The following is a 22,991-nucleotide window of genomic DNA, read 5'->3' on the forward strand; positions in this document are numbered from 1 at the left end:
AGTCATTAATTATATTTCGGTAAAAACAATAAACGTGCCGAAAAATTTATATGTTTTTAAGTGTTTGATTATGTTTATTTATATTTTATGTTAATGCTGATAATATCAGAAGTCATATTAGTAGTTCTGGTATAATGCCCATAACGAATCTCTAACGTATTCCAATGCTTGAGCCCGAAAATGCCATTAAGGGGCGTGAATTTCGTTCCCATCCCAAAGAAACTGCTGTCAAACTTAGATAAATCATAGTTGCTGGTATAATATTCATCAGCTGCAGTATGTTCGCCGTAAGGTTTAAAATATTTCGTTCCTGTCTGGGTATAATATCTGTAGAACGGACTCACTGAAAACGCCTGTGTTAACTTCACCGGAATTTCAAGATCAGCGGTATGAGCTTTTAAACTCCAGTCATCAGTATAATATCTGTAATATGCACGAATAATTATATTATCCCCAAAAAAATAACTGGCCCTGATTCCAAGTGGAATTTTAAGTCTTGTATCCGGCATTTTTTCCTGATGAACAGATCCGTCTGCAAAATAAACCCTGTGAAAAGGAAGACTTAAATACCCATTTTGTCTGATAACATCACCTACAAGCATTACCTGCAGGTTTTTGTTTACAACCTGAGAATAACTTAAAGTTCCTGCAAAAGTATTTCTGTTAGCGCTGTCATAACCTTCACTTCCAGGTACACGAAGTTCCACGGGTTCAATTAATTTCAGCTGATCTATAAAGGTTTGAAATTTAGCGGTAAATTCTCCGTTTCTGTCCTTTGTTTTTTGTGAGAAGCTGATGTTTCCTCCAAAAGATTGATAATCAAACTCAGTTGATGATGAAACGCCAATCCCAAGTGTTTTTCCTTTTTCCTCATTTTCTCTCAGATAAGTTAATGAAGGGTAGAAGCGGTTGTCTGAAGATGAAGCAGATGAATTCGCACTCAAATCAATCATATCTGATGAAGCAGAAGTATAATGGTCAATGCCGGCTTCAATATCAAAGGTATGTTTGATCCCGTTTTCACCATATTTTACCAGTTTAACATCAATAGTGTTAGCGATATCAGTAAGATGCTCAGAACCAATTCCTCCTGTAACGGCAGAATTGTTTCCGTCTTGTTTATAATAACTGGAAACCAGATTTACCTCTTCGAGTTTTAATTTTTTGCTTTTATAACTGGTAGAATCAGTAGGAACATTTTGTGCTCTTAGCTGAAATAGTGCCAATAAAGCAAATCCTGTTATGAATATTCTTTTCATTTTTTGATCAAATCAAATTAGTTACAGCCGCAGCCGCCGCCGCTTTTTCCTGAATTTGCTCCGGAAGCTCCTTCACGGTAGGATTGAAAACTAAGTTCTGTCTTTTCGATTTTTCTATTAGAAAGTACCATTTCAGAATCGTTGATTTTCCCTTTCTGGTATTCCTTTACTGAAGTGCAGGAGGTGAGCAGTATACCTGTAAAAGCAATACTGTAGAGGAGCACGAGATTTTTTTGCTTTGGCTTTTTCATTTCAGGTTAATGTTTTTAGAAGTGTAAATTTTATTGTTGTCGTCGATTATAATACAATACAGATCCGGTATCTGATCTATTAAAAACAAGCCGGCTTTAATACCCATAACTGCTATTGGGGTAGCCATTGCATCTGCAAATTCTGCATTTGATGCGATAATGGTCACGCTTTTTATTCCGGTTATTGGCAGTCCTGTTTTTGGGTCAATGGTATGCGAATATTTTTTCCCGTTAATGGTCACGAACTTTTCGTAGTTTCCAGAAGTTGCCACGGCTTTATTAGAGATTTCCATGTACGAAAATGCCGCATTTGGAGCATCGGGATCCGCCACGCCAATGGTCCATTTTTTGCCATTAGGCTGTAATCCCCAGGCCGAAAGATCTCCGCTGGCATTAATAATGCCGCTCTGCACATTATGTTTTATAAGAATTTGTTTTGCCATTTCAGCAGCATATCCTTTTCCGATACCTCCAAAACCAATTCGCATTCCTTTTTCTTTTAAGAACACTGTTATATTTTCTCTGTCAAGGATTATGTTTCGGTAGTCAATAAGATGTACCATTTTGAGTGCCGTCTCAGGATCAGGAAGACTTGTCATTGCTTTGTCAAAATTCCATAGACTTTTATCGATACTTCCATAAGAAATATCAAAAGCGCCTTGTGTAATTTTCGAAATTCCGATAGATCTTTCGATAAGATTAAAAACTTCCAGATCTACCTTAACAGGCTTAATGCCTGCATTATCATTGATAAAATTGGTCTGACTATCTGCCTTGTAGGTCGTCAAAAGTTTCTCAATCCGTCTGATTTCTTCAATGGCAAGATCGATATTTTCATTACCCAGCTTTTCATTTTCAGCAACAACTGTTATAGTAAAGTTGTTCCCCATAAGTTTTAGGGATTGCGAATATTTTTGGGTCTTAATTATGTTATTTTCGGCTCTCACAGATCGCTTTTATTTCGGCAGTCCACTGTTCAGGAGTAATTTCCGGTTTTCCATGCCAGGTTTTAAGTACTTTTCCATCGGCATCCAAAAGAAGCGTTAGAGGAAAACTTCCTTCCTTGTTGTATATTTCGGCTAAATCTTCGTTTCGTTTAACCTGCTGGGGTGTTCCGATATTTTTCTTTTTCCTTGGAAAATCAGCATTCACCAATACTAAATTCTGGTTGGCCATGTCTGTGAATACCTGGCTTTCAAAATAGTCTTTGCGCGTCACAATACAAGGTCCGCACCAGTCTGAACCGGAGAAGTTCAATAGGATTAATTCATGTTTTTCCTTTGCCGTTTTTTTTGCATTATTAAAGTCAGGTTCCCAGTTGATGGGAAGTATGTTTAATAGAAGAAATAATGTAATTAGTTTCATTTTGCAGTCTGTTTTTAGGTATATACGAAATAACGCATTGCTGCGATTCTTATTTTTTTTAATTGCTTAAGATTCAATTAATTTTTACTCCGCTTCAGGACTCTTTCTTTTTAAAAATTGAATAGGAGAATTAAATTTAACAAAGGAACGTCTTCATGTATACCCATCAATACACAGCTGGCATATTTTAACTATAGTTTTAATTCTAAAAGGTTAATTCTAAATCTCAAATGGTTCAGACTTGACAAGGCCGATAGTTCCCGTTTGAAGGCACTTTCCTTTAATATTCTTGAGCTTGAGCAGTTTCAGGCCTTTATAGGGCAAAATCCACTTAACTTTTCAGGTCAGTCATTTGTGGAGCCCACTAAAATAGAAGAATTTGATTTTTTATAAACAGTAATGTTCCGAAGGGAATATTGTCATTTTATCCTGTTCTTTCAAAAATGCAGATACAGACACTCATCCTACAATTCATCAGGTTATGAAAATTGTCCTCACCGATGAAAATTATCAGCCTGCTCTCAATTATACATTGGATTTTGATGTGATTGGCAAGATTGAAATTTACAGGAATGCAAAATAAAAAAGATGTATTTATGAAGCTGTCTAATATTATTTTATCAGACAGATTGCTGTTATTGTAAAATTCCTCTAACGGGTGAAGTTGTAAATTTCAATTGCTAAAGCGTATCGGTTTTTTGTTTTAAAGGAAGTGTCACCGTAAATTCGGCGCCGTTGTCCTTTTCTCCGGCTGCAGTTATTTTGCCATTATGCCTTTCGGCAATCTTTCTGCACAGGGCAAGGCCCAAGCCATTTCCCTCGTACTGGTCTTTAGAATGCAGTCTTTCAAATGCCGTAAAAATCTTTTCTGCAAATTTAGGATCAATTCCAATACCATTATCCTTTATTTTTATATGTACAAAATCCTGGCCGTCACTATTGATGATGCTGCTTGTTATGATAACTCTGGGAGGCTCGCCCGCTTTGGAAAATTTCAGGGCATTTTGGATCAGGTTATAGAAAAGCTGGTTAATTAAAATCGGCGCTCCCTGAATCTGCGGAAGATCAGAAGTAACTAAAATAGCACCTTTTTCTCTTATTATGAGCTCGAGGTCTATTTTTATGTCTTCAATAACCTCATTAAGAGTAATTGTTTCTATAAACTGTGAAGTTTTGTCAAGGGTGGAATAGGTCAAAATTCCCTCTATAATATTTTCCATTCTCTGGGCAGACTGGCTTACTTTATGAAGGTATTTTTTAGATTTTTCATTAACATTGTCTTCTATGTCATTTCGTAAAAGGGTATTGAAAAATTTAATTTTTCGCAGCGGCTCTCGAAGATCGTGGCTTACTACGCTGGCAAAATGCATCAGATCGCTATTAGAACGCGTGAGCTCATTTGTGCGGCTTGCGACCTGCTTTTTTAGTTCTTCCTGAAATTCCTTATGCTCATGTATATCCTGAACAATCCCAATGATGGTCTTTGCAGACCCGTCCTTGTCCTTGATAATCTTTCCATTGATTTTAGCCCAGCGGTAGGAGCCGTTATCATTTAAAATTCTTGCCTCATAACATATTTTTCCCGTTGCCTCAGCCTGCTGGTGTGCTTTTTCGCGCGCCGGGAGGTCCTCTTGATGAAGTTTTGAAATTAAATCGTCATTTGTTGTTTCGCTTCCAATGGAACAGATCGTATTGAAATTTGCTGAAGTCTTGATTTTTTTGGTCTCAAGGTCTATTTCATAACTTCCTATCCCGGAGCTTTCTATGGCTATGGTTAATTTTTCATTCGCTTTCAGGGTTTCTTCTTTTGCTTTGTGCAGATCCGTGATGTCAGCGCCGGTGTTAAGCACGCCATAGACTTTTCCATGCTCGTCAAAGAGCGGAATAAAACTATAATTAAAGTAATGTTCGGTCATAATTCCCTGCATGACCAGATCTACTTTTCTGCCCACAGCATGAAAGGCTGTTCCGGTTTTGAGAACGCCAAGGGCCTCATCGAGAATCTGCTGGTTTTCAATTTCAGGAACAACACTGAGATAGGTTTTTCCAAGTACATCATTTCCTTTGCCCCATGTTTTGATCATGGCATCATTGGCCAGTGCAATTTCTAAATTATCTCCCACATACACTCCGACGGGAAGAGGGATGGCATCAATTATATTTTGTAGAAGCCCTGGATTACGGTACATAGCGTTAGATTTGATTGGTATAGTTTTAATGGCGAAGCTATTGGCTTTTAAATGTTTATGGTTACATGAATTCTGCATTTTGTATCATAATTCCAATAATGCAGCTGATTGTTTCTATTGTTTCTGCTTCGATTTTTTGTTATTGGAAATGGCCCGCTGCTCGCTGCATCTAAAGCGTTTAATTGCGTCACTGCGTTTCCGCATATGCTTTGTTTGACAGTTTTCTACCCTTTTGCGCCAAAGTTTATAGCTGCCGGGTTTGAGTTCCTTCTTCATTAAAGTTTTTACATCAGCTTCCTGAAGCTCAAACTGATATGCAATGGCCTCAAAAGGGGTTCTGTCTTCCCATGCCATTTCAATGATTCGATCCAGGTCACGATCGGGAAATTGCCGTTTTACTTTTTTCATAATTGTATTTTTTTGAGGGATTCCCAATAGGGAATTAAGGAGAGCATAGCGAAGTTAAATAAAATAGTTTTTAATTTGTTTAATATTTATTAAAAATAGTTAAACAATTATTATCTTTAACATTAAGATATTATCTTATATGAAATACCCCTTTGGTCTTTTTGATATTTAATAAATAATATCTTATTTTCTTGAAAATCATAGCAGAAACAATCAGAACGGTTCTTTAATTCTAAATCTTTAAAAAAATGAAAACTATTGTAATTGTTGGCGGCAGTAAAGGAATCGGTAATGGTGTTTTAGTGCAGCAGCTGGAAAATTATAAGGTAATCAATATCAGCAGGACAGCTCCCGATATTACCCATCCAAATTTAATTCATTTTTCAGTTGATGTGCTCCGTGATGCTTTGCCTGAATTTGAAAGTATAGATGCCCTGGTGTATTGTCCGGGGTCCATAAACCTCAAACCCATTCTGGGCTTAAGCCTGGATGATTTCAGAAAAGATTTTGAAATTAACGTGATGGGTGCCGTCAAAGTGATTCAGCATTATCTGCCTGCGTTAAAGAAAGGGGAAAACCCTTCTATTGTTTTATTCAGTACCGTTGCGGCAAAGCTCGGAATGCCTTTTCACTCCAGTATTGCGGCCTCTAAGGCAGCAGTAGAGGGTCTGGTTAAATCGCTAGGTGCCGAACTTGCCCCGTTAATTCGTATCAATGGTATTGCCCCGACTATTACAGAGACTTCTTTGTCGGGATCTATTTTAAGAAACGACCGTATGAAAGAAAATATGATCGAGCGCCACCCCTTGAAAAATTACCTCAAGCCCGCAGAGGTGGCCCGTATGGCAGGGTATCTTATTTCTGAAGATGCAGCATCAATTTCAGGCCAGATTTTCGCGATGGATTATGGTTTGGTAAGCTTTAAATTGTAAAACAGCTCAGAGATGAAAATTCTATTAACAGGTGCTACAGGTTATATCGGCAAGAGGCTGCTGCCCTTGCTGTTGGACCACGGAAATGAGGTGGTCTGCTGCGTCCGGGATAAAAACAGGTTTTATTTTCCTGAACAGTTTAAAAATAAAATACAGGTCATTGAAGCTGATTTTCTGGATCCGGAAAGTCTTAAAAATATCCCTGATGATATAGATGCAGCTTATTACCTGATCCATTCCATGTCCGGCGCTTCCAATTATGATGAATTGGAAAGCATTTCGGCACATTATTTCATTGAAAAAATAAACCAGACAAATGCAAAACAGATTATTTACCTCAGCGGAATTGTAAATGATAAATCACTATCCAAACATTTATCATCAAGAAAGGCGGTGGAAGATATTTTAAAGACCGCAGCAGTGCCGTTAACTGTACTTCGGGCGGGAATAATAGTAGGATCAGGAAGCGCCTCTTTTGAAATAATACGCGATCTGGTGGATAAACTGCCCATTATGGTTACCCCTAAATGGCTCAATACAAAATGCCAGCCGATTGCCATCAGCGATGTTTTGGAATTTTTAATCCGCTCGCTGTTAAACCCGGCAGTTTATAATGAAAGTTTTGATATCGGGGGACCTGATATTTTGACCTACAAGGAAATGCTGCTGGAGTTTGCCAGAGTAAAAAAACTCCAAAGATACATTTACACCGTACCGGTGATGACCCCGAAATTATCGTCTTACTGGCTGTATTTTGTGACGTCAACTTCTTTTAAGCTGGCCTCGGCGCTGGTTAGCAGCATGAAAGTGGAAGTCATCTGCGGAGATAACAGAATTAATAATTTACTGGGAGTTACACCGATCTCTTACCGGCAGGCTTTAGAAAGGGCTTTGAAAAAGATCAGTGATGATGATATTATTTCGAGCTGGAAAGATTCACAAGTAAGCGGGCAATTTAGAGGAAATGTTTCTCAATATTTAAAGGTTCCAAAAAGAGGCTGTTATATTGACAGAAGAAAAAGAACAATTATAAACAGGGAATATACCATCGCACGGATCTGGTCCATAGGTGGGGACACAGGATGGTATTATGCCGATTGGCTTTGGGAGCTGCGCGGGTTCATCGATAAGATTTTTGGCGGTGTAGGCACAAGGAGGGGAAGGACACATAAAAAGGAAATACATGCAGGGGATGCGCTGGATTTCTGGAGGGTTGTATACGCCGATAAAAAGCAGGGCAAACTGGTTTTATATGCCGAGATGAAACTTCCCGGCGAAGCCTGGCTGGAATTTAAAATAATCAACAATACCTTATATCAGGCGGCCACTTTTAAGCCCCGCGGGCTTATGGGAAGACTATACTGGTATGCCGTGCTGCCGTTTCATGGATTTATATTTAACGGCATGCTTAAAAAACTAATTTAAGGGATTGTCGGATAACATGGGCTTAGCCTGTGGATTATTTTACAGCAGGGGGTATATTGTACCGGCATAATGCTGTTTTCAATATTCCGCAGTTTAAAAGGGTTTGTAAAATGAGATCCTTTGACCATTAATTTTGTACGGCATAATTTCATTTGGGCATTTTTAGTACATTTGGAAATTATAAAACCGCTTCAATATGATAAGTGCTGAGAATCCGGATGCTGAAAGCCCAAAAGAAAAAGAGCCGATAAAAATTCTGCTGGCCGAGGATGATACCGAAGACCAGGAATTATTCATCGATGCCCTGGATGAAGCGCAGATTGCTTCTGAGGTAACGACCGTTGAAAATGGGCAGGAGCTCCTCGATACGCTCAGGGATGAATCTCAGAGCGATCCCGATATTATTTTTATAGATGTCAATATGCCCGTTAAAGGGGGCAAAAAGGCGCTGGAAGAAATAAAGAAAGACGATGATCTTCGTGGCATTCCCACCGTTATGCTCTCCACCTGGGATCATCCTGCCGATATTGAAGATGCCTTTGCTAAAGGGGCAGACCTTTATGTGCAGAAACCAAATTCTTTTAACGCTTTTGTGCTGCTGCTGAAAAAAGTCTTTCTTCTGCACTGGGCAAAAGCCTTATTGGGTCCGGTGAGAAATTTATTTTTTGTTTCGGAAAAGAATGTCGGAAAGGGGTAAAGGATTGCTTTTTAGTCTGCGTGTTTGACCTTGCGCGTTCATATAACTGATTTGGCTAATTTAGTTTCAGGCTGCGCAGGGAACTTTATAAAACTTCGGGCTGTCGAAAACCCGGTCTATAGTATCCAGGGTCAATTTTATATGATATTATTTTTTGGAGCTCTTTCCACTATACGTTCCACCCGAGCGCAGCGAACTGGCGAAGCAATCTTTTGCACCGAACACCAGCACAAAAGGATTTTCACTGCTATCGGAGCTAATAGGGAAAGGGCGTATCTATTTTTTTGGAAATGATTTTAATACAAAACTTTGACTGTAAATAATATGCTGATGTAAGACCTTATACTTATAATTTCTAAAAGAGCATATGGCGGCATTATCTCTAACATCAAAGCAGTCCTATTATTTATTAAACTTCCCTGATCTTGTCACGGTGGTTTTTACCCCACTCAATCATTTCGGAGATCATATTGTGCAGCGTATCGCAATACACCGAAGCTGTATACTCAACGGTCGGAGGTGAGTCATCATAGACCCTGCGCAAAATGAGCTTGTTTAGTTCCAGTTCTTTAAGTTCCTTTGACAGTACTTTGCTTGTGATGCCGTTCACACTCCTCTGTATGTCACGGAATCGGCTGTTACCCTGGTGCACAGCTGTCAATATGGGGAGTTTCCATTTCCCGCTTATCACGTATAGGGCATCCTGCAAATGCTTGATCTGCTGTGCATTTTCTGAATTATCTTTTCGTATATCTGGCATCCTTTAGGTAACTGGTATCTTTTGTAAACCAATTACGGCGTAAATTTACAAAAAAATTAAATTATAAAAATATGAAAGATAAATCATTAATAATGGTAGCTGGCGCGGCAGGTACTCAGGGAGGAGCAGTGATTGAAGCATTATTAGCTAAAAATATAGCGGTGAGGGCTATTGTACGAAATAAGAACAGTGAAGCTGCAAAAGCACTCGCTGCAAGGAATGTTGAATTAGCTGAAGCGACGTTCGATGATTTAGAAAGTCTGACTGAAGCCGCTAAAGGTGCAACAGGCGTATTCTCGATGCAAATGGGGTCCCATCCTGGAAATAAGGGAGAGGAAACTAGACATGCAAAAAATCTGGTTGCTGCAGCAAAAGCCGCTGGGATTCAGCAGATAGTTCACACCTCTGTTGCCCGCGCGGGAGATCATCAAAACTTTGCGGACTGGGATAAAAGCAGATGGGAGCCGCTTTACTGGGAAGAGAAAGCTGCAGCTATAAACGTTGTTAAAGATGCCGGATTTACCTTCTGGACAATCATAAAACCTCCGTTTATCATGGTAAACCTGCTTCCTCCTAAAAATGAGTGGATGTTTCCTACTATTTCGGAGGGTAAAATAATGAGTCCAACTGCGCCGGATACAAAAATAGACTGGGTGTCTCCTGAAGATATTGGTCGTTTTGCAGCTGAGGCATTTGCAGAGCCTGACAAATTCAACAAGAAAGAATTCGCTATTGTGGGAGATTCACTTACAATGGGAGAGGTTGCAGATGCGCTTTCAAGCGTTACTGGTAAGCAATTTGAGGCCATTAGTATAACGGATGAGCAAGCCACCGACAGCGGGTTGTTTAAATGGGGGACCGAAGCTTTTATCTGGCAGAATGTGGAAGGGTATAAAGTTGACCCTCAAGAAGCAGCAGGTTTAGGAATTGAGCCTGAATCGCTAAAAACTTACTTGGAGAGGAATAAATCCCTTCTCCAGAGAGTATACAATAATCTAAAATAAATCCAATTATTAGGTGTAAAAATGTAGGTATAAAAGTTTTTTTGCATAGATTTTATTGCCCTGTGATTTGACAATTTTTAACTCATTTAGTTAAATTAAAAAATAATATTTTATTTTTTCAATGTATTGCAGTTTTATAACAGCACAGAAATATTTCTAAAAAGTATAAGTATGTGAGGGCAATTTCAATAAATCGTAAAATTTCAGTTAACTGATATTTAGCTTTCAAAAAAAACAGGCTCCTAACTGATTATTGTTATACTGAATTTTTAATTACTCTAATTAGAAATAATGATTTTCTGAGTGATATTTGCACCATCGGCCGCTTTGAATATTGCGATGTATATCCCGGCACTTAACCCTGAAGTTGAAAAGCTAAAGTTTTGTTGGGTGCCTAAATTATCTTCTGAAATAACAGTCCTTCCAAGAATATCATAAAGCTCAAATGATTTCATAATTTCATTATTTGGATTTGTGGCATTTAAAACCTGGTTTTTATTGTCCTGACTAATAAAAAAAATGCCTCTGACTGCATTATTTGTTGCCAACGTTGTATTATTAGTAAAGCTTATTTTAAATCGTTCTGTATCTTTTCCGGGTGCAACTACAACTTGATATGGGGTGTTTCTAATATCATGGTAAGACCCATCAAGTGCATCGTATATATAAATTGGCTGTCTATCATCAAAGCCGTCATTTTCAGATATGTAAAATTTAAATTTTGTACTTACAGCTGCTTTTACAGAGAGTGGAATTCTTTTGAATAAATTGAAACTGAGTCCCTGAATTACGTAATCTCCGTCTTCAATCCAGAAAGAAATGTCCTGAGGATAATCTCCATCCATATTTTTTACATCGAAATTACTATCGACGCCGTCTGTTGCTTCATAAGCAAAAACTAATTTAAGCTCTCTTGTAAACTCATCGTTTATTATAGTATTGAGCTTAAAATAAGGAATTAGGGGAGGCGGGGGAGGCGGTCCATCATAATTGTCACCATTACCATTATAGATAGGTGTATTGGCACTAATATGTATTTGTGAAAAACATTGAAAAGAAAGCAAAACAGAGATTAATAGTAAAGTTTTTTTCATATTCTTTTGGTTTAAATTATAATACTATGGCGCATTTTAAATTTAAAGTCTATTTCTTTTTAAAATGATAACTATCAAATCCGATACCTCCTGTAAATAGTAAAAAAAGCATTGAGTCAATAGGAGCTTTAACTGATTCATCGGGTAAACCTGGGGAAGGTAGATTTGTTGAATGAGGTATTATTCGAATAAGAAAAATGAAATAGAAAGTTAGTTTTTTTCATTATTTTGATAACAGTTTATTACGCAAAAAAAAATTGACGTTTTACAAGGCATTGATTTTAAAAGCTTATATACAAATTAACTAGAATGCCTTTTAATGTAAAAGGGAGAAGTAATAACTGACAGCTATACGGTATAACCGTTTAATGAAGGAAAACTATAATGCTGAAAATTATAAAAGGAGCAACAAAAACCAGCATACCTGATTTTTAAAATTCTGCTAATTTGTTATGCTGAATTTCTGATTTAAATTTTAAGAATCAATATATTAATCCGTTATGGAAGTGGGGCACACTTAAAAACAACAGTTGTAGTAATTATTAAAATCACTGAGATAGTGCCAGCTTAGTGGTGAAGTATAAAATACTGATTTGGTTTGATTGAATTATTGGAAGTAATATTTAAAGTAATTATTCCTAAATAATTCGGTCAAGAAATTCTTTGGTAAGCGGTTTAACATGAAAAGAAACCACATTCTTATTATTGCTTGATCGTGCGATATCTTCATTATCTATTGTTGAGGATACGATGTAGGTTTTGCAATAATTTTTCAAGTTAGTTGATAATGTCTCATATGCTTCCAGAAATTCAAATCCAGACATTAAAGGCATGTAGATGTCTACAAAAATGATTTGAGGTAATTTCGAAATATTATCCTGATTCTCCTGCAAATATTTCATTGCTTCTTGTGCCTCCGTATAATGCAGCACATTTTTTCCAAAATTATTCTTAGTGATCATACGCGAGATAATATATAAATCTACGAGATTATCATCAATAATCATTACTGTTTCAAATTTTGAGTCTAGTTCTTTTGACATGGTTTCAAATTTTTTAGTGTGATATTAAATTTGGTTCCAGTCCCTTTTTCTGACTGTACCTCTATAGAGCCCTGCACTATTTCTACGGCATCTTTTACGATATATAAACCAATACCAGAGCCATCTTTGCCCGAAAGACGAAAAAACATTTCAAATATTTTTTTATGATACGCGGCATCAATTCCTATCCCGTTATCTTCTATTGAAAAATGGAGATTTTCATGATCTGAATATCCCAATATTTTTACAAATCTGTCAGCATTCTCTTTTTTATGGTATTTTATGGCATTGGAAATTAGATTTTTTAGAATGGTTGTAAATCGCAGCCTGTCTGTATAAAAAGGTTTTTGTTCTTGTATTTCAATTTCAAAACGAATTCCTTTTGCTTCTTTCATTCTTTGAAGCGAATCTACTATGTCAAGTATCATTTCTTTCAGCGAAATTTGTTCCACTTCAAGCCCTGTACGGTTATTTCGTGAATAACTTAAAATGTTTTTTATAAAGTCATCCAGACGATTGATACTGATCCGTATCAGTTCGGCATGTTTAAGCGTATCAATTTCCTTGCTTTCTGTTTCAATAAAAGAGATCAGACCAAGAATTGAAGTTAGGGGGGAACGCAGATCGTGTGATACACTGTATACAAATCGATCCAGTTCCGAATTGGTTTTGATGAGTTCCCGATTTCTTTTTTCCAGATTTGTTTCTGCTTTTTTACGATCAGAGATGTCATTAGAGAGAATCAATCTTGCTGCAGTTCCTTCATATACAATATTATGGGCAATAATTTCAACCGGAACAATAGTTCCATCTTTTTTTATATGATTCCATATTCCCCTGTTATAATTTGATTGATTAATATTTGAAGTATCACTCGATTTTATGAAATGGATTTTATCATCATTTGGACGTATGTCCAAAGCAGTCATAGAAAGGAATTCTTCACGGCTGTATCCGTATTGCAGAATTGCCATTTTATTTACATCCAGAAATTTAAAAGACACTAAATCTATAATCCACATTGGCATGGGATTGTTGTCAAAAAGATACCGGTATTTTTTTTCACTTTTTCTCAGTTCTTTTTGTGCCAATTTCATTTCTGTAATATCAGAAAGTACAATAACGGCTCCTGTTATCTCGCCATCAGTATTGTGAAACGGAACTGGATAAGGCAATACATTGCGTTTATCTCCATTAGGGCGTTCTATAATTATTTCCTTATTGTCCGTACAATTCCATGAATTATACCATACATCTTTTCCTAGTTCAGGCTCTTTGCCCCATAACGCAGCTGCAGCTTTATTATAAAGCACTATTCGTCCTTCAGCATCGCAAGAGTAGGTGGCAACTGGCAATTTATGGATTAGATCTTTATACATTTTTTCGCTTTCTTCAATTTTTTTTCGCGATAGAACCTGCTCTGTTACATCATTGCCAAAAATAAATATTCCGTCAATAGTATTATTAGCATCCCTTCGAGCCTGAAAAATAAAATTTAAGTAAACATCTTTTAGTTTTCCGTTGCTATAACGATCAAATGTTATGAGCATTTCATTAGCTGAAAAGCTTTCACCTGTTTGATATACATTATCTAGAATTTCAAAAATTCCCTGCGTTTCAAGTTCGGGTAAAACATCTTTGACGGCCTTCCCAATAATATCCTTCTTATCAATTAATTGCAGATAAAGTTCATTTGCCAATTCATAAACATGGTCGCGACCAGTTAAAATTCCCATATAGGAAGGTGCCTGCGAATATATATTAAAGAATTGCAGTCTTTCTATTTCAATTGCTTTTTCTATATTTTTTTTCTCAGTAATATCTCTGCCTATGCAATAAGATAATTTTTTAACATCATCCCGTACAGCAGACCATTGCAAATAAATAATGCTTGTATTTTTGTGTATGAACTTTTTTTCAAACATAGGTAAGTGTGTCTCGCTTCTAAAATCAATATTTTCGTTTATAGGAATATTAGCATCCTCATGAAATATAAAATCACGGCATTTTTTACCAATTAATTCTTCAGGCGTATAGCCTAAAATACGTTCTGAAGCTTTATTTACCCATACAAATCTTCCCTCTTCATCACAAGAGCAAATTAGATCCATGGAAAAATCTAAAATTTTAGCAAGTTCATGTAACGGTTCTTCAAAATAATAAGGAGTATTATTATTTTTCTTTTTTGCCGCATCGTTTTCTGGAATATTATGGGTATTCATTTGCTAGTAATTATATTTAGCTTATATTATTTTAATCTTTAAGTTTTATAAATTTATTAAAATCATCTTGTCGTCTTTTGGCAACTGGTAAAACTGATCCATTCGAAAGTTCGCAGAAATACCCATCTTTTTTTGAAATTTTAACAATATGACGTAGATTGATAATATAGGAATGATGTATTCTAAAAAAATAATTGTCATCTAAAATTGCACTGTATTCACCCAGATTTCTGCTTGACATTATACTGGTTCCGTTGGGTAGAATAAAAACGGTATACTTTCCATCTGCCTTACAAAAAATAATTTCTGACATTGGTATGAGTTCTATTTTTTCTAATGATGCAACGGCAACGTAGTCATTTTTTTGATTAACAGTGTTTGAAATATTTAAATTGTTAATTTTTTGATGCTGATAAGAGCGTTCCATTTCCCTTCTTTTAATTACTTTATAAATAGCCATTATTATGGAATTAAAATCAATTGGTTTCAGTAAAAAATCAACAGCATCATGTTTAAAGGCCTTGACAGCATAATCTTTGTTTGCTGATATAAACACAATTTTTGGAATGCTAAATTCCAATTGTTCGAGCATTTCAAAAAACAGATCATCCATAAGATGAATATCTAAGAGGATAAGGTCTGGTTTTCTTTCTTTTATTAAGATCATTCCGTCTTTTATACCATCAGCGTTACCAATTATTTCCATAATCATAGCATTTTCTTCTTCAAATTTTTTTAAGATTTGAAAAGTCTCTTTTTTTTCAGATATGATTACGGCATTAATAGGAGTCATAGTTTTTTTTACTTTTATTTATCAATGCAAAAATTTAGTTCTGAAAATTAGATATTAACGCGTTGATTATTAATTGTTTATTGATATATAGAATATCATATTTTGAAAGATAAATTACAGGAACATTTAGTAATACTTTTATAATTTAGTTGTTAGATTTATCGAAAAGTAATAAATGAATCAATAAGAGTATAAGTGTTTTAAATTGGCGGTTATTTGTGGATCGTTGCTATTTTTAAACTATAATACAGTTAACAAAAACGCCAAAATCTAATGGAACTATTGTGATTCTCAATCCTTCAATAGCGAGGATCCCTGGCTCTTCTAATGAATTGAAGATGATAATTGAGATGTTTTTGTGTTGCCAATTTTGCGTTACTAATGATATGACTGAAAAGACGGACCCTTTATTTTTCTGACATTATTTAATCTCCGTTCTAGTTTAGTTACTCTGTTTTATTTTTTATGAAATAGAAATGTTTAAAATAAAGCTGATGCTTTTTTTGGAGTTCTATTTCTTTTGCAAAATAAGATACAGTTAGTGAGATAGTTATAGGATAAAATACTTCATTTATAGGACTATTGTCTCTTTAACAAAAATTTGTAGGTGGTGAAAAAAATAGTGCTAATTGTGATCAACTGGCCATTTGGCTGTGTTGGCCGCGAGTTAATGTAAATATTATAGTTTCTGAAAATATTCTAAAGAAAACTATGGTCAACCGGTTTTTTTCTAAAAGCAACAACATTTTATCTATTAGCATGTTTAATTCTCTTTTGATTAATTGTAGATGAAATGATGTAACAGCTTGTATAGGTTTTTAAATCTTCGGGCAGTGAATTGTATTTATCTAATCCCTAACTTTTGTACATGATCCTTATTTTTTAGTATTTTATGAATGGTTTGAATCCAGTCAAGTTGACTTTAGTGGATTTACAAGCCGATCATACTTTGTAAGTTAAAGTGGGTTAAATTCTAGAAATAAGACTGTTAAAACATATGTATATTTAAATTTATTAAGATGTAATAGCTTTTTACAAAATTCTTGAAAATAAAATTTGGTACTATGTAAAGAGAACGGGTTAGTTTTTTGTAAAATTGTATAATAATTTTGAGATTATTCAAATCAAAATTTGGTCGGGATATTAGACTTTTTAAACCGCTTTAATCTAATTATAAGATAATTATTTATGCATTTTATTGCAATGAGGAGAGCAGGATTCGAACCTTACGCACGGAACCCGCGTATTCCTGCGTTTGTTGTTTTTTTAACCTCTTTTACCACGATTTTACATTGAACTTTACTGAAATGTTGGCAAAGAAAATTTGTTGATTATAATAATGAGAAAATTATGAGGTGTCATTGTTAAAACTTAAAAGTTTAATTTTATCTTTACAATCATATACGCACTTCTTACTTGTCATAACAAAATAATCCTTCCTAATTATTTTGGCAAGTTACTAGTTTAAGAAGGTATTTTCGAAACTCACTTTCATTTACATAAACTTATAATTTCATGTTTCACACTGTAAAATATATTTTGCTGCTTTTTTTGGCATCATCAACTTTAATTTCCTGCAAACAAAAACTGGACGATAAAATAAAAGTTGGATTTTCTCAGGCTATGACTACAGATGATTGGCGTAAACAAATGAACAGCTCAATGAAGATTGAAGCTTCCTTACGACCAGAAGTAGATTTAACTATAAAAGATGCCAATAACAATATCGAGAAACAGATAGAAGATATTGAAAGATTCATATCTAATAAAGTTGATGTTATTATTGTCTCTCCAATTCAATCTAAACCTTTGACTGCAGTTGTAGAAAAATCAATAAAGGCAGGAATTCCTGTTCTTGTTGTTGATCGAAAAATCGAGGGAGAAAGTTATACTGCTTACCTTGGAGCTGATAATATTGAAATTGGAAGAATTGCTGCCCGATATATTATTTCGCATAGTAAAGGGTCAGGTAAGATTATAGAAATTACAGGAGCAAACGGTTCTTCACCAGCATACGAGCGAAGTCTTGGTTTTGAACAGATTATCAATGAAAATAAACATTTCAGAGTCGATAATATTATTCATGGCAATTGGGAAGGAGAATCTGTTAGGGAGCCTTTAAAAACTATTCTTTTGCAAAACCCTGACATCGAATATATTTTTGCCCATAATGATCGTATGGCTTTAAGCGCCTGGGAAACTGCTAAAACTGTTGGATTAGAAAAGAAAATCAAATTTATTGGTGTTGATGGACTAAATTCAGTAAATGGGGGGATAGAATTGGTAAAAAGCGGAGTTTTAGACGGTACAATACTATATCCGACAGGAGGAAATGAAGCGTTGAAATTGGCTTTAAAAATGTACAATAAAGAAGCAATTGCAAAAAATAATATTCTCAATACAATTGTAATAGATAAGAATAATGCTGAAATTATCGAAAATCAAATGGACAAAGTCGATCAGCAGCAAACAGTTATTGAGTCGCAGCAGGGAGCGATAAAAGTTCAGGAAAGAGAATATGCTTCACAGAACAATCTGGTTCGATTGCTAAGTTTTTTCTTAGTGATTATTTTGAGTTTGACGATTTACAGTATTTATTCTACAATTTCTATTTCGAGAAAGAAAAAACAGCTTGAAAGAATTAATCAAACTGTAATTGATCAGAATAATGAAATTCAGGAAATGGCTAAAATAGCGCAGAGAAGCAATGAAGCAAAATTGAATTTCTTTACAGGACTTTCACATGAATTTAAAACACCCATAACGCTTATTATGAGTTATGTAGAGTCGTTGATTGAAAATGAAAAAATTAAAGGTACAGCACTGATTGACGAAGTAAAACTAATTCATAAAAACTCAAATCGATTGCTCAGATTAATAAATCAATTGTTGGATTTCAGGAAGATTGAAGAACAAAAATTTGCACTTAGAGCTTCCAATACAAAAATTTACGATTTCACAAATGAAGTCATGGCTAATTTTAAAGGCGAAGCTGCCCGTAGAAATATCGATTTTCAACTTATATGTAAAAACAAAAATCTAGAGTTATTTATTGATAGGGAGCTCATGGATAAGGTGTATTTTAATTTGCTTTCAAACGCTTTTAAATTTACTCCAGACAATGGAAAAATTAGTATTTCGATTATCGAAAATCACGACAACACAGTTAAAATTAGTTTTAAAGATTCTGGAATTGGGATACCGGAAAATGAATTGTCTAACGTTTTTAATCCTTTTTTCAGGGCTTCAAATAATAATAAAAACAGCTCCGGAATTGGTTTGCATTTGTCTAAAGAGTTTGTGCTTTTGCATCAGGGAACTATTGAACTGAAATCTAAACAAGGCAGCGAATTTGTGATTACGTTATTAAAAGGAAACAGTCATTTGCAACCTGGTGAAATTATTCAGAAAGTCGAAGGCCTAACCAGTATTCCGAATTTAATTACCGACAATTTAAACATAGAACCTGATTTAAAAGAATCAAATACGAGTTCAGATGCTGAAAAACATTCGTTGCTAATTATTGAAGACAATGTAGATTTAGTTAATTTTTTAAAAGCTAAACTTTCGAATGAATATTTAGTTTACAATTCTGACGGAAGCGATGCAATTGAAAAAGCGTTGGAAATTATTCCGGATATTATTATCTGCGATATTAATTTGATAGACAAAGATGGTTACGAAATCAGCAAAGAACTAAAGAAAGATCTTCGTTCGTCACATATTCCAATTATAATTCTAACGGCGCAAAGTAATAAAGAATCTGTTTTAAAAGGACTTCAGAGTGGAGTAGACCAGTATTTGACAAAACCTTTTAGCCTTTCAATTCTAAAACAATCTCTATCGAGTTTGCTTTTCAACAGAGAAAAACTACGTTATTATTACACCAATAATATTTACCGAGTTGAACCTGAATCTAAGTTTGGAAATCAGGAACAGTCATTTATTACCAAAATGAATGATATTATTAAAAAGAACGTTGAGAATCCAAAGTTTTCTGTTGAGGATTTGGCGGATAAACTTGGGGTTTCGAGAGTTCAGCTGTATAGAAAAGTGAAAGCAATTATCGGAATTAATATTAGCGATCATATTAATAATGTCAAATTAGAGAAAGCAGCAGAGCTTTTGAAGTCAAATGAAATGAATATTTCTGAAATTGCCTACTCGTTAGGTTTCTCTTCTCCAAACTATTTTTCTACAGCTTTTAAGAATAAATTTGGAATTTCTCCTAAAGAATACAAAACGTCAAGCTAATTTGTCTTTGAAATTGTTTCTTTTAAAGTATCAATTTTGAAGGTTATGTAACAAAATCGAAACTACAAGGTTTTCGTAAAAGTTTTTTAATTTGCGTAAAACCTTGTAAATAAAGGCTTTGAGTTTAAAATGCTAAACTATCAATATTTATAGAAATAAATTGTAACATCATTAAAAATAAGTTGTTTTTTTTGCAGATATCTTAGCGACAAGTTTTTAATACATGTACAATGAATAAGATATTGATTTGGTCTGTTACTGCTGCACTGGCAGGTTTTCTTTTCGGTTTTGATACCGTAGTTATTTCTGGAGCTGATAAACAATTACAGCTTCTGTGGCACTCGTCAGATGCCTTTCATGGTTCAGTTGTTATGGCAATGGCATTATGGGGAACTGTAGTCGGTGCTATTTTTGGAGGGATTCCAACGAATAAAATAGGACGTAAAAAAACGCTGTTCTGGATTGGTATTTTATACTTTGCTTCTGCAATTGGTGCCGCTTTTGCTAATGATCCGTTTGTTTTTGCTGCCTTCAGATTTGTTGGTGGTTTAGGAGTTGGTGCTTCAACTATTGCTGCTCCGGCTTATGTATCAGAAATTGCTCCGGCAGACAAAAGAGGAAGATTGGTAGCTTTGTATCAATTCAATATTGTATTAGGTATTTTGATTGCTTTTATCTCTAATTACTTTTTAAAAGATATTGGCGAAAATGCATGGAGATGGATGATTGGAGTTCAGGCAATTCCTTCTCTAATCTATATTCTGTTTATTTTGACAATTCCGGAAAGTCCAAGATGGCTTTTGTCGAAAAATCGTGACGAAGAAGCTCGTAAAGTTTTATATACAATTGATCCGTATGCAAATATTTCTGATTTAATCGACGATTCCCGTGAAAACGGTGTTACCAAACACGAAAATATTTTCATGAAGAAATATCGTTTCCCATTGATTCTGGCTTTTTTAATTGCCTTTTTCAATCAGTTTTCAGGAATTAATGCATTTCTATATTATGCGCCAAGAATTTTTGAAGAAGCCGGCTTAGGACAAAATACAGCGTTGTTAAGCAGTATCGGAATTGGAGTTACAAATCTTATTTTCACCTTAATTGGTGTGGCATTAATCGACAAATTAGGAAGAAAGTTGTTAATGTACATTGGTTCTGTTGGGTATATTATTTCACTCGGATTAGTATCGGCTTCTTTTTATTACAATTGGGGAGGTTTATCGGTTCCTATTTTCCTTTTCCTTTTTATTGCTTCACATGCAATTGGTCAGGGTGCGGTCATTTGGGTTTTTATTTCAGAAATTTTCCCAAATCATATTCGTGCATCCGGACAGGCATTTGGAAGTTCAGTACATTGGGTTCTAGCGGCAATTATTCCGTCTTTAATTCCAATGTTATTTTCAGAAATCGGACCCGAAGTTGTATTCCTTATTTTTACATTGATGATGGTGTTGCAACTGTTGTTCGTAATTTTTCTGATGCCGGAAACAAAAGGAATCTCTTTAGAAGCTTTAAGCGAAACACTAACTAAAAAAAATAACCACAAAAATGAAATCAAAGAAACATCTGCCGTTAGCTCTTTATAGTGCTGCCTTACTGTCGATAGTAGGATTAAAACCGTCTTCTGCAACTGCACAAACTGCTGCCGTAACTGTATCGAACACAGCGGAAGAACAAATGTATCGACCACATTTTCATTTTACGCCAAAAAAAGGCTGGATGAACGATCCTAACGGAATGTTCTTCGCCAATGGCTATTATCATTTGTTTTATCAGCATTATCCTGATGGAAATACATGGGGACCAATGCATTGGGGACATGCGATTTCTAAAGATTTAATTAAATGGGAAGAACAGCCTATTGCGCTTTACCCAGATAAGGACAAATATATATTTTCAGGAAGTGCTGTTGTCGACACTCAGAATATATCTGGTTTAGGAACCGGAAAAGCAGCTCCGATTGTTGCAATTTACACGTTGCATGATATGACAAAGGAAAAAGCAGGCAAAATTGATGTGGAACAGCAGGATATTGCTTTTTCTAATGATAACGGTTTTACATGGCAGAAATTTGAGGAAGGAAATCCTGTCGTGAAAAACCCTGGAATTAGAGATTTTAGAGATCCAAAAGTATCTTGGGATGAAACTCATAAGCAATGGATTATGGCTTTGGCAGCACAGGATCGAATTCATTTTTACAAATCATCGAATCTGAAAGACTGGGAATTTGCATCTGAATTTGGAAAAAATATTGGTGCTCATGGTGGTGTTTGGGAATGTCCTGATTTCTTCGAAATAAAAGTAGAAGGAACAAAAGAAACAAAATGGGTTTTAATTGTAAACCTTAATCCGGGCGGGCCAAACGGAGGTTCCGGAGTTCAATATTTTGTTGGAGATTTTGACGGAAAAACATTTACAATGGACACTACTTTTGCTGAAAGAGTAAATAATGAAAAAGCAGTCTGGGCAGATTATGGAAAAGATAATTATGCCGGAGTGACGTGGAATAATGTTCCAACTTTAGACGGAAGACGCTTATTTATCGGATGGATGTCAAACTGGGAATATGCACAACAGGTTCCAACAACGACATGGAGAAGCAGTACCACAATTCCGCGCGAATTGAAATTGGTTAAAAAAGAAAACCATTATAATTTGGTTAGCACGCCGGTAAAAGAAATCAATAATTATGTTTCTAAAACCATTAAAACAAAAAGTAAAACCGGAAAAGGAACTTTAAATTTAATTGAAAGCGGAAAAGTAGATTTAACTCAGACAGTTGTTAGTTTAGATTTAAAAAACTTAAAACAGGAAGATTACACTTTTACACTTTCTAATGCAAATGGAGAATCTTTAAGTTTTGGTTTAAACAATAAAGAAAATTACTTATTTATTGATCGTTCTAAAGCTGGTATAACTGATTTCTCAGATAAGTTTGCTTTACCAGTAAGCAAAGCATTTTTGGAAGGAAGCCAAAAAAGTGCCGCTTTTAAAATTATTCTGGATAAAACGTCAATCGAAATATTCTACAATAATGGCGAAAAAGTAATGACGGAAATCTTTTTCCTAAACAAACCATTTTCAGCCCTTACTATTTCTTCAAAGCAGAAAATAGAAATAAAAAATGGGATTATTCAAGTATTGGACATCAATAAAAAGCAATAAGAAAATCGAATAGAATTTTTCTAATTCAATCCAAAAACAAATCGTACAACCGTAAGAAGGATAATCTCTTTCAGGCTAGTTACATCTATTTGCAAAATAAAAAACTGCCAGGGAAATGGCAGTAAAA

Annotated in this window: 18 protein-coding genes; 7 read left to right on the forward strand and 11 right to left on the reverse strand. The window is 35.1% G+C overall.

Annotation, left to right across the window (positions count from 1 at the left end; genetic code table 11):
• Positions 1-74: 74 nt before the first annotated feature.
• The 6 genes from APR43_RS01350 to APR43_RS01380 all read right to left on the reverse strand — a co-directional run bounded on the left by APR43_RS01350 (position 75) and on the right by APR43_RS01380 (position 5,472).
• Positions 75-1,259 (reverse strand): DUF3570 domain-containing protein, encoded by a 1,185-nt coding sequence (locus APR43_RS01350; RefSeq protein ID WP_053471245.1) that lies wholly within the window; start codon positions 1,257-1,259, stop codon positions 75-77.
• Positions 1,260-1,276: 17 nt separating this feature from the next.
• Positions 1,277-1,510, reverse strand: a complete 234-nt coding sequence (locus tag APR43_RS01355) for a DUF4266 domain-containing protein (RefSeq protein ID WP_053471246.1) — start codon at positions 1,508-1,510, stop codon at positions 1,277-1,279.
• On the reverse strand, positions 1,507-2,400 hold the full coding sequence (locus APR43_RS01360) for an FAD:protein FMN transferase (RefSeq protein WP_053471247.1): 894 nt from the start codon (positions 2,398-2,400) through the stop codon (positions 1,507-1,509). Before APR43_RS01360 ends, APR43_RS01355 begins: the two co-directional genes overlap by 4 nt.
• 40 nt (positions 2,401-2,440) lie before the next feature.
• On the reverse strand, positions 2,441-2,875 hold the full coding sequence (locus APR43_RS01365; protein WP_053471248.1) for a thioredoxin family protein: 435 nt from the start codon (positions 2,873-2,875) through the stop codon (positions 2,441-2,443).
• 680 nt (positions 2,876-3,555) lie between these two features.
• Positions 3,556-5,064, reverse strand: coding sequence for a sensor histidine kinase (locus tag APR43_RS01375; protein ID WP_053471250.1), 1,509 nt, complete (start codon positions 5,062-5,064; stop codon positions 3,556-3,558).
• A 114-nt stretch (positions 5,065-5,178) separates the two neighbouring features.
• A complete protein-coding gene (locus APR43_RS01380) occupies positions 5,179-5,472 on the reverse strand; it encodes a TIGR03643 family protein (RefSeq protein WP_053471464.1) in 294 nt (97 codons plus the stop codon).
• Positions 5,473-5,720: 248 nt separating this feature from the next.
• Here APR43_RS01380 and APR43_RS01385 point away from each other — a divergent pair, with 248 nt between their 5' ends.
• From APR43_RS01385 to APR43_RS01395, 3 genes are all read left to right on the forward strand, one after another.
• On the forward strand, positions 5,721-6,404 hold the full coding sequence (locus APR43_RS01385; protein WP_053471251.1) for an SDR family NAD(P)-dependent oxidoreductase: 684 nt from the start codon (positions 5,721-5,723) through the stop codon (positions 6,402-6,404).
• Positions 6,405-6,416: 12 nt separating this feature from the next.
• Positions 6,417-7,829, forward strand: coding sequence for an SDR family oxidoreductase (locus tag APR43_RS01390; RefSeq protein ID WP_053471252.1), 1,413 nt, complete (start codon positions 6,417-6,419; stop codon positions 7,827-7,829).
• Positions 7,830-8,025: 196 nt separating this feature from the next.
• Positions 8,026-8,526 carry a response regulator gene (locus APR43_RS01395; RefSeq protein WP_053471253.1) on the forward strand — a complete coding sequence of 167 codons (501 nt, stop codon included), beginning with the start codon at positions 8,026-8,028 and terminating at the stop codon, positions 8,524-8,526.
• A gap of 409 nt (positions 8,527-8,935) precedes the next feature.
• Here APR43_RS01395 and APR43_RS01400 read toward each other — a convergent pair whose 3' ends face one another.
• Complete coding sequence (locus APR43_RS01400; RefSeq protein ID WP_053471254.1) at positions 8,936-9,286, reverse strand: winged helix-turn-helix transcriptional regulator; 351 nt, start codon at positions 9,284-9,286, stop codon at positions 8,936-8,938.
• A 71-nt stretch (positions 9,287-9,357) separates the two neighbouring features.
• On the opposite strand from APR43_RS01400, the gene APR43_RS01405 reads away from it, so the two are divergent.
• Entirely contained in the window at positions 9,358-10,290 is a 933-nt protein-coding gene (locus APR43_RS01405; RefSeq protein WP_053471255.1) for an NmrA family NAD(P)-binding protein, read from the forward strand.
• A gap of 278 nt (positions 10,291-10,568) precedes the next feature.
• On the opposite strand, the gene APR43_RS01410 is transcribed toward APR43_RS01405, so the two are convergent.
• From APR43_RS01410 to APR43_RS01425, 4 genes are all read right to left on the reverse strand, one after another.
• Positions 10,569-11,384: a T9SS type A sorting domain-containing protein gene (locus APR43_RS01410; protein WP_053471256.1), complete on the reverse strand. Its 816-nt coding sequence runs from the start codon at positions 11,382-11,384 to the stop codon at positions 10,569-10,571.
• 638 nt (positions 11,385-12,022) lie between these two features.
• Positions 12,023-12,427, reverse strand: a complete 405-nt coding sequence (locus APR43_RS01415; protein ID WP_035644045.1) for a response regulator — start codon at positions 12,425-12,427, stop codon at positions 12,023-12,025.
• Entirely contained in the window at positions 12,412-14,649 is a 2,238-nt protein-coding gene (locus APR43_RS01420) for a PAS domain-containing sensor histidine kinase (RefSeq protein WP_053471257.1), read from the reverse strand. The genes APR43_RS01415 and APR43_RS01420 overlap by 16 nt, the downstream gene beginning before the upstream one ends.
• Before the next feature lie 31 nt (positions 14,650-14,680).
• Positions 14,681-15,442 carry a LytR/AlgR family response regulator transcription factor gene (locus APR43_RS01425; protein WP_053471258.1) on the reverse strand — a complete coding sequence of 254 codons (762 nt, stop codon included), beginning with the start codon at positions 15,440-15,442 and terminating at the stop codon, positions 14,681-14,683.
• A gap of 1,515 nt (positions 15,443-16,957) precedes the next feature.
• Here APR43_RS01425 and APR43_RS01430 point away from each other — a divergent pair.
• The 3 genes from APR43_RS01430 (at position 16,958) to APR43_RS01440 (ending at position 22,864) form a co-directional block, all read left to right on the forward strand.
• Positions 16,958-19,696 carry a substrate-binding domain-containing protein gene (locus APR43_RS01430; RefSeq protein WP_053471259.1) on the forward strand — a complete coding sequence of 913 codons (2,739 nt, stop codon included), beginning with the start codon at positions 16,958-16,960 and terminating at the stop codon, positions 19,694-19,696.
• A gap of 230 nt (positions 19,697-19,926) precedes the next feature.
• Positions 19,927-21,285, forward strand: coding sequence for a sugar porter family MFS transporter (locus APR43_RS01435; protein WP_053471260.1), 1,359 nt, complete (start codon positions 19,927-19,929; stop codon positions 21,283-21,285).
• Positions 21,248-22,864, forward strand: a complete 1,617-nt coding sequence (locus APR43_RS01440; RefSeq protein WP_053471261.1) for a glycoside hydrolase family 32 protein — start codon at positions 21,248-21,250, stop codon at positions 22,862-22,864. The genes APR43_RS01435 and APR43_RS01440 overlap by 38 nt, the downstream gene beginning before the upstream one ends.
• Positions 22,865-22,991 lie beyond the last annotated feature (127 nt).

Origin of the sequence: Flavobacterium sp. NLM, from assembly GCF_002210235.1 — a bacterium.
Classification (GTDB): domain Bacteria; phylum Bacteroidota; class Bacteroidia; order Flavobacteriales; family Flavobacteriaceae; genus Flavobacterium; species Flavobacterium panici.

Excerpts from the sequence above, each read along its gene's own strand:
- APR43_RS01350 (WP_053471245.1), bottom strand. The coding sequence starts at position 1,259 with ATGAAAAGAATATTCATAACAGGATTTGCTTTATTGGCACTATTTCAG.
- APR43_RS01355 (WP_053471246.1), bottom strand. The coding sequence starts at position 1,510 with ATGAAAAAGCCAAAGCAAAAAAATCTCGTGCTCCTCTACAGTATTGCT.
- APR43_RS01360 (WP_053471247.1), bottom strand. The coding sequence starts at position 2,400 with ATGGGGAACAACTTTACTATAACAGTTGTTGCTGAAAATGAAAAGCTG.
- APR43_RS01365 (WP_053471248.1), bottom strand. The coding sequence starts at position 2,875 with ATGAAACTAATTACATTATTTCTTCTATTAAACATACTTCCCATCAAC.
- APR43_RS01375 (WP_053471250.1), bottom strand. The coding sequence starts at position 5,064 with ATGTACCGTAATCCAGGGCTTCTACAAAATATAATTGATGCCATCCCT.
- APR43_RS01380 (WP_053471464.1), bottom strand. The coding sequence starts at position 5,472 with ATGAAAAAAGTAAAACGGCAATTTCCCGATCGTGACCTGGATCGAATC.
- APR43_RS01385 (WP_053471251.1), top strand. The coding sequence starts at position 5,721 with ATGAAAACTATTGTAATTGTTGGCGGCAGTAAAGGAATCGGTAATGGT.
- APR43_RS01390 (WP_053471252.1), top strand. The coding sequence starts at position 6,417 with ATGAAAATTCTATTAACAGGTGCTACAGGTTATATCGGCAAGAGGCTG.
- APR43_RS01395 (WP_053471253.1), top strand. The coding sequence starts at position 8,026 with ATGATAAGTGCTGAGAATCCGGATGCTGAAAGCCCAAAAGAAAAAGAG.
- APR43_RS01400 (WP_053471254.1), bottom strand. The coding sequence starts at position 9,286 with ATGCCAGATATACGAAAAGATAATTCAGAAAATGCACAGCAGATCAAG.
- APR43_RS01405 (WP_053471255.1), top strand. The coding sequence starts at position 9,358 with ATGAAAGATAAATCATTAATAATGGTAGCTGGCGCGGCAGGTACTCAG.
- APR43_RS01410 (WP_053471256.1), bottom strand. The coding sequence starts at position 11,384 with ATGAAAAAAACTTTACTATTAATCTCTGTTTTGCTTTCTTTTCAATGT.
- APR43_RS01415 (WP_035644045.1), bottom strand. The coding sequence starts at position 12,427 with ATGTCAAAAGAACTAGACTCAAAATTTGAAACAGTAATGATTATTGAT.
- APR43_RS01420 (WP_053471257.1), bottom strand. The coding sequence starts at position 14,649 with ATGAATACCCATAATATTCCAGAAAACGATGCGGCAAAAAAGAAAAAT.
- APR43_RS01425 (WP_053471258.1), bottom strand. The coding sequence starts at position 15,442 with ATGACTCCTATTAATGCCGTAATCATATCTGAAAAAAAAGAGACTTTT.
- APR43_RS01430 (WP_053471259.1), top strand. The coding sequence starts at position 16,958 with ATGTTTCACACTGTAAAATATATTTTGCTGCTTTTTTTGGCATCATCA.
- APR43_RS01435 (WP_053471260.1), top strand. The coding sequence starts at position 19,927 with ATGAATAAGATATTGATTTGGTCTGTTACTGCTGCACTGGCAGGTTTT.
- APR43_RS01440 (WP_053471261.1), top strand. The coding sequence starts at position 21,248 with ATGAAATCAAAGAAACATCTGCCGTTAGCTCTTTATAGTGCTGCCTTA.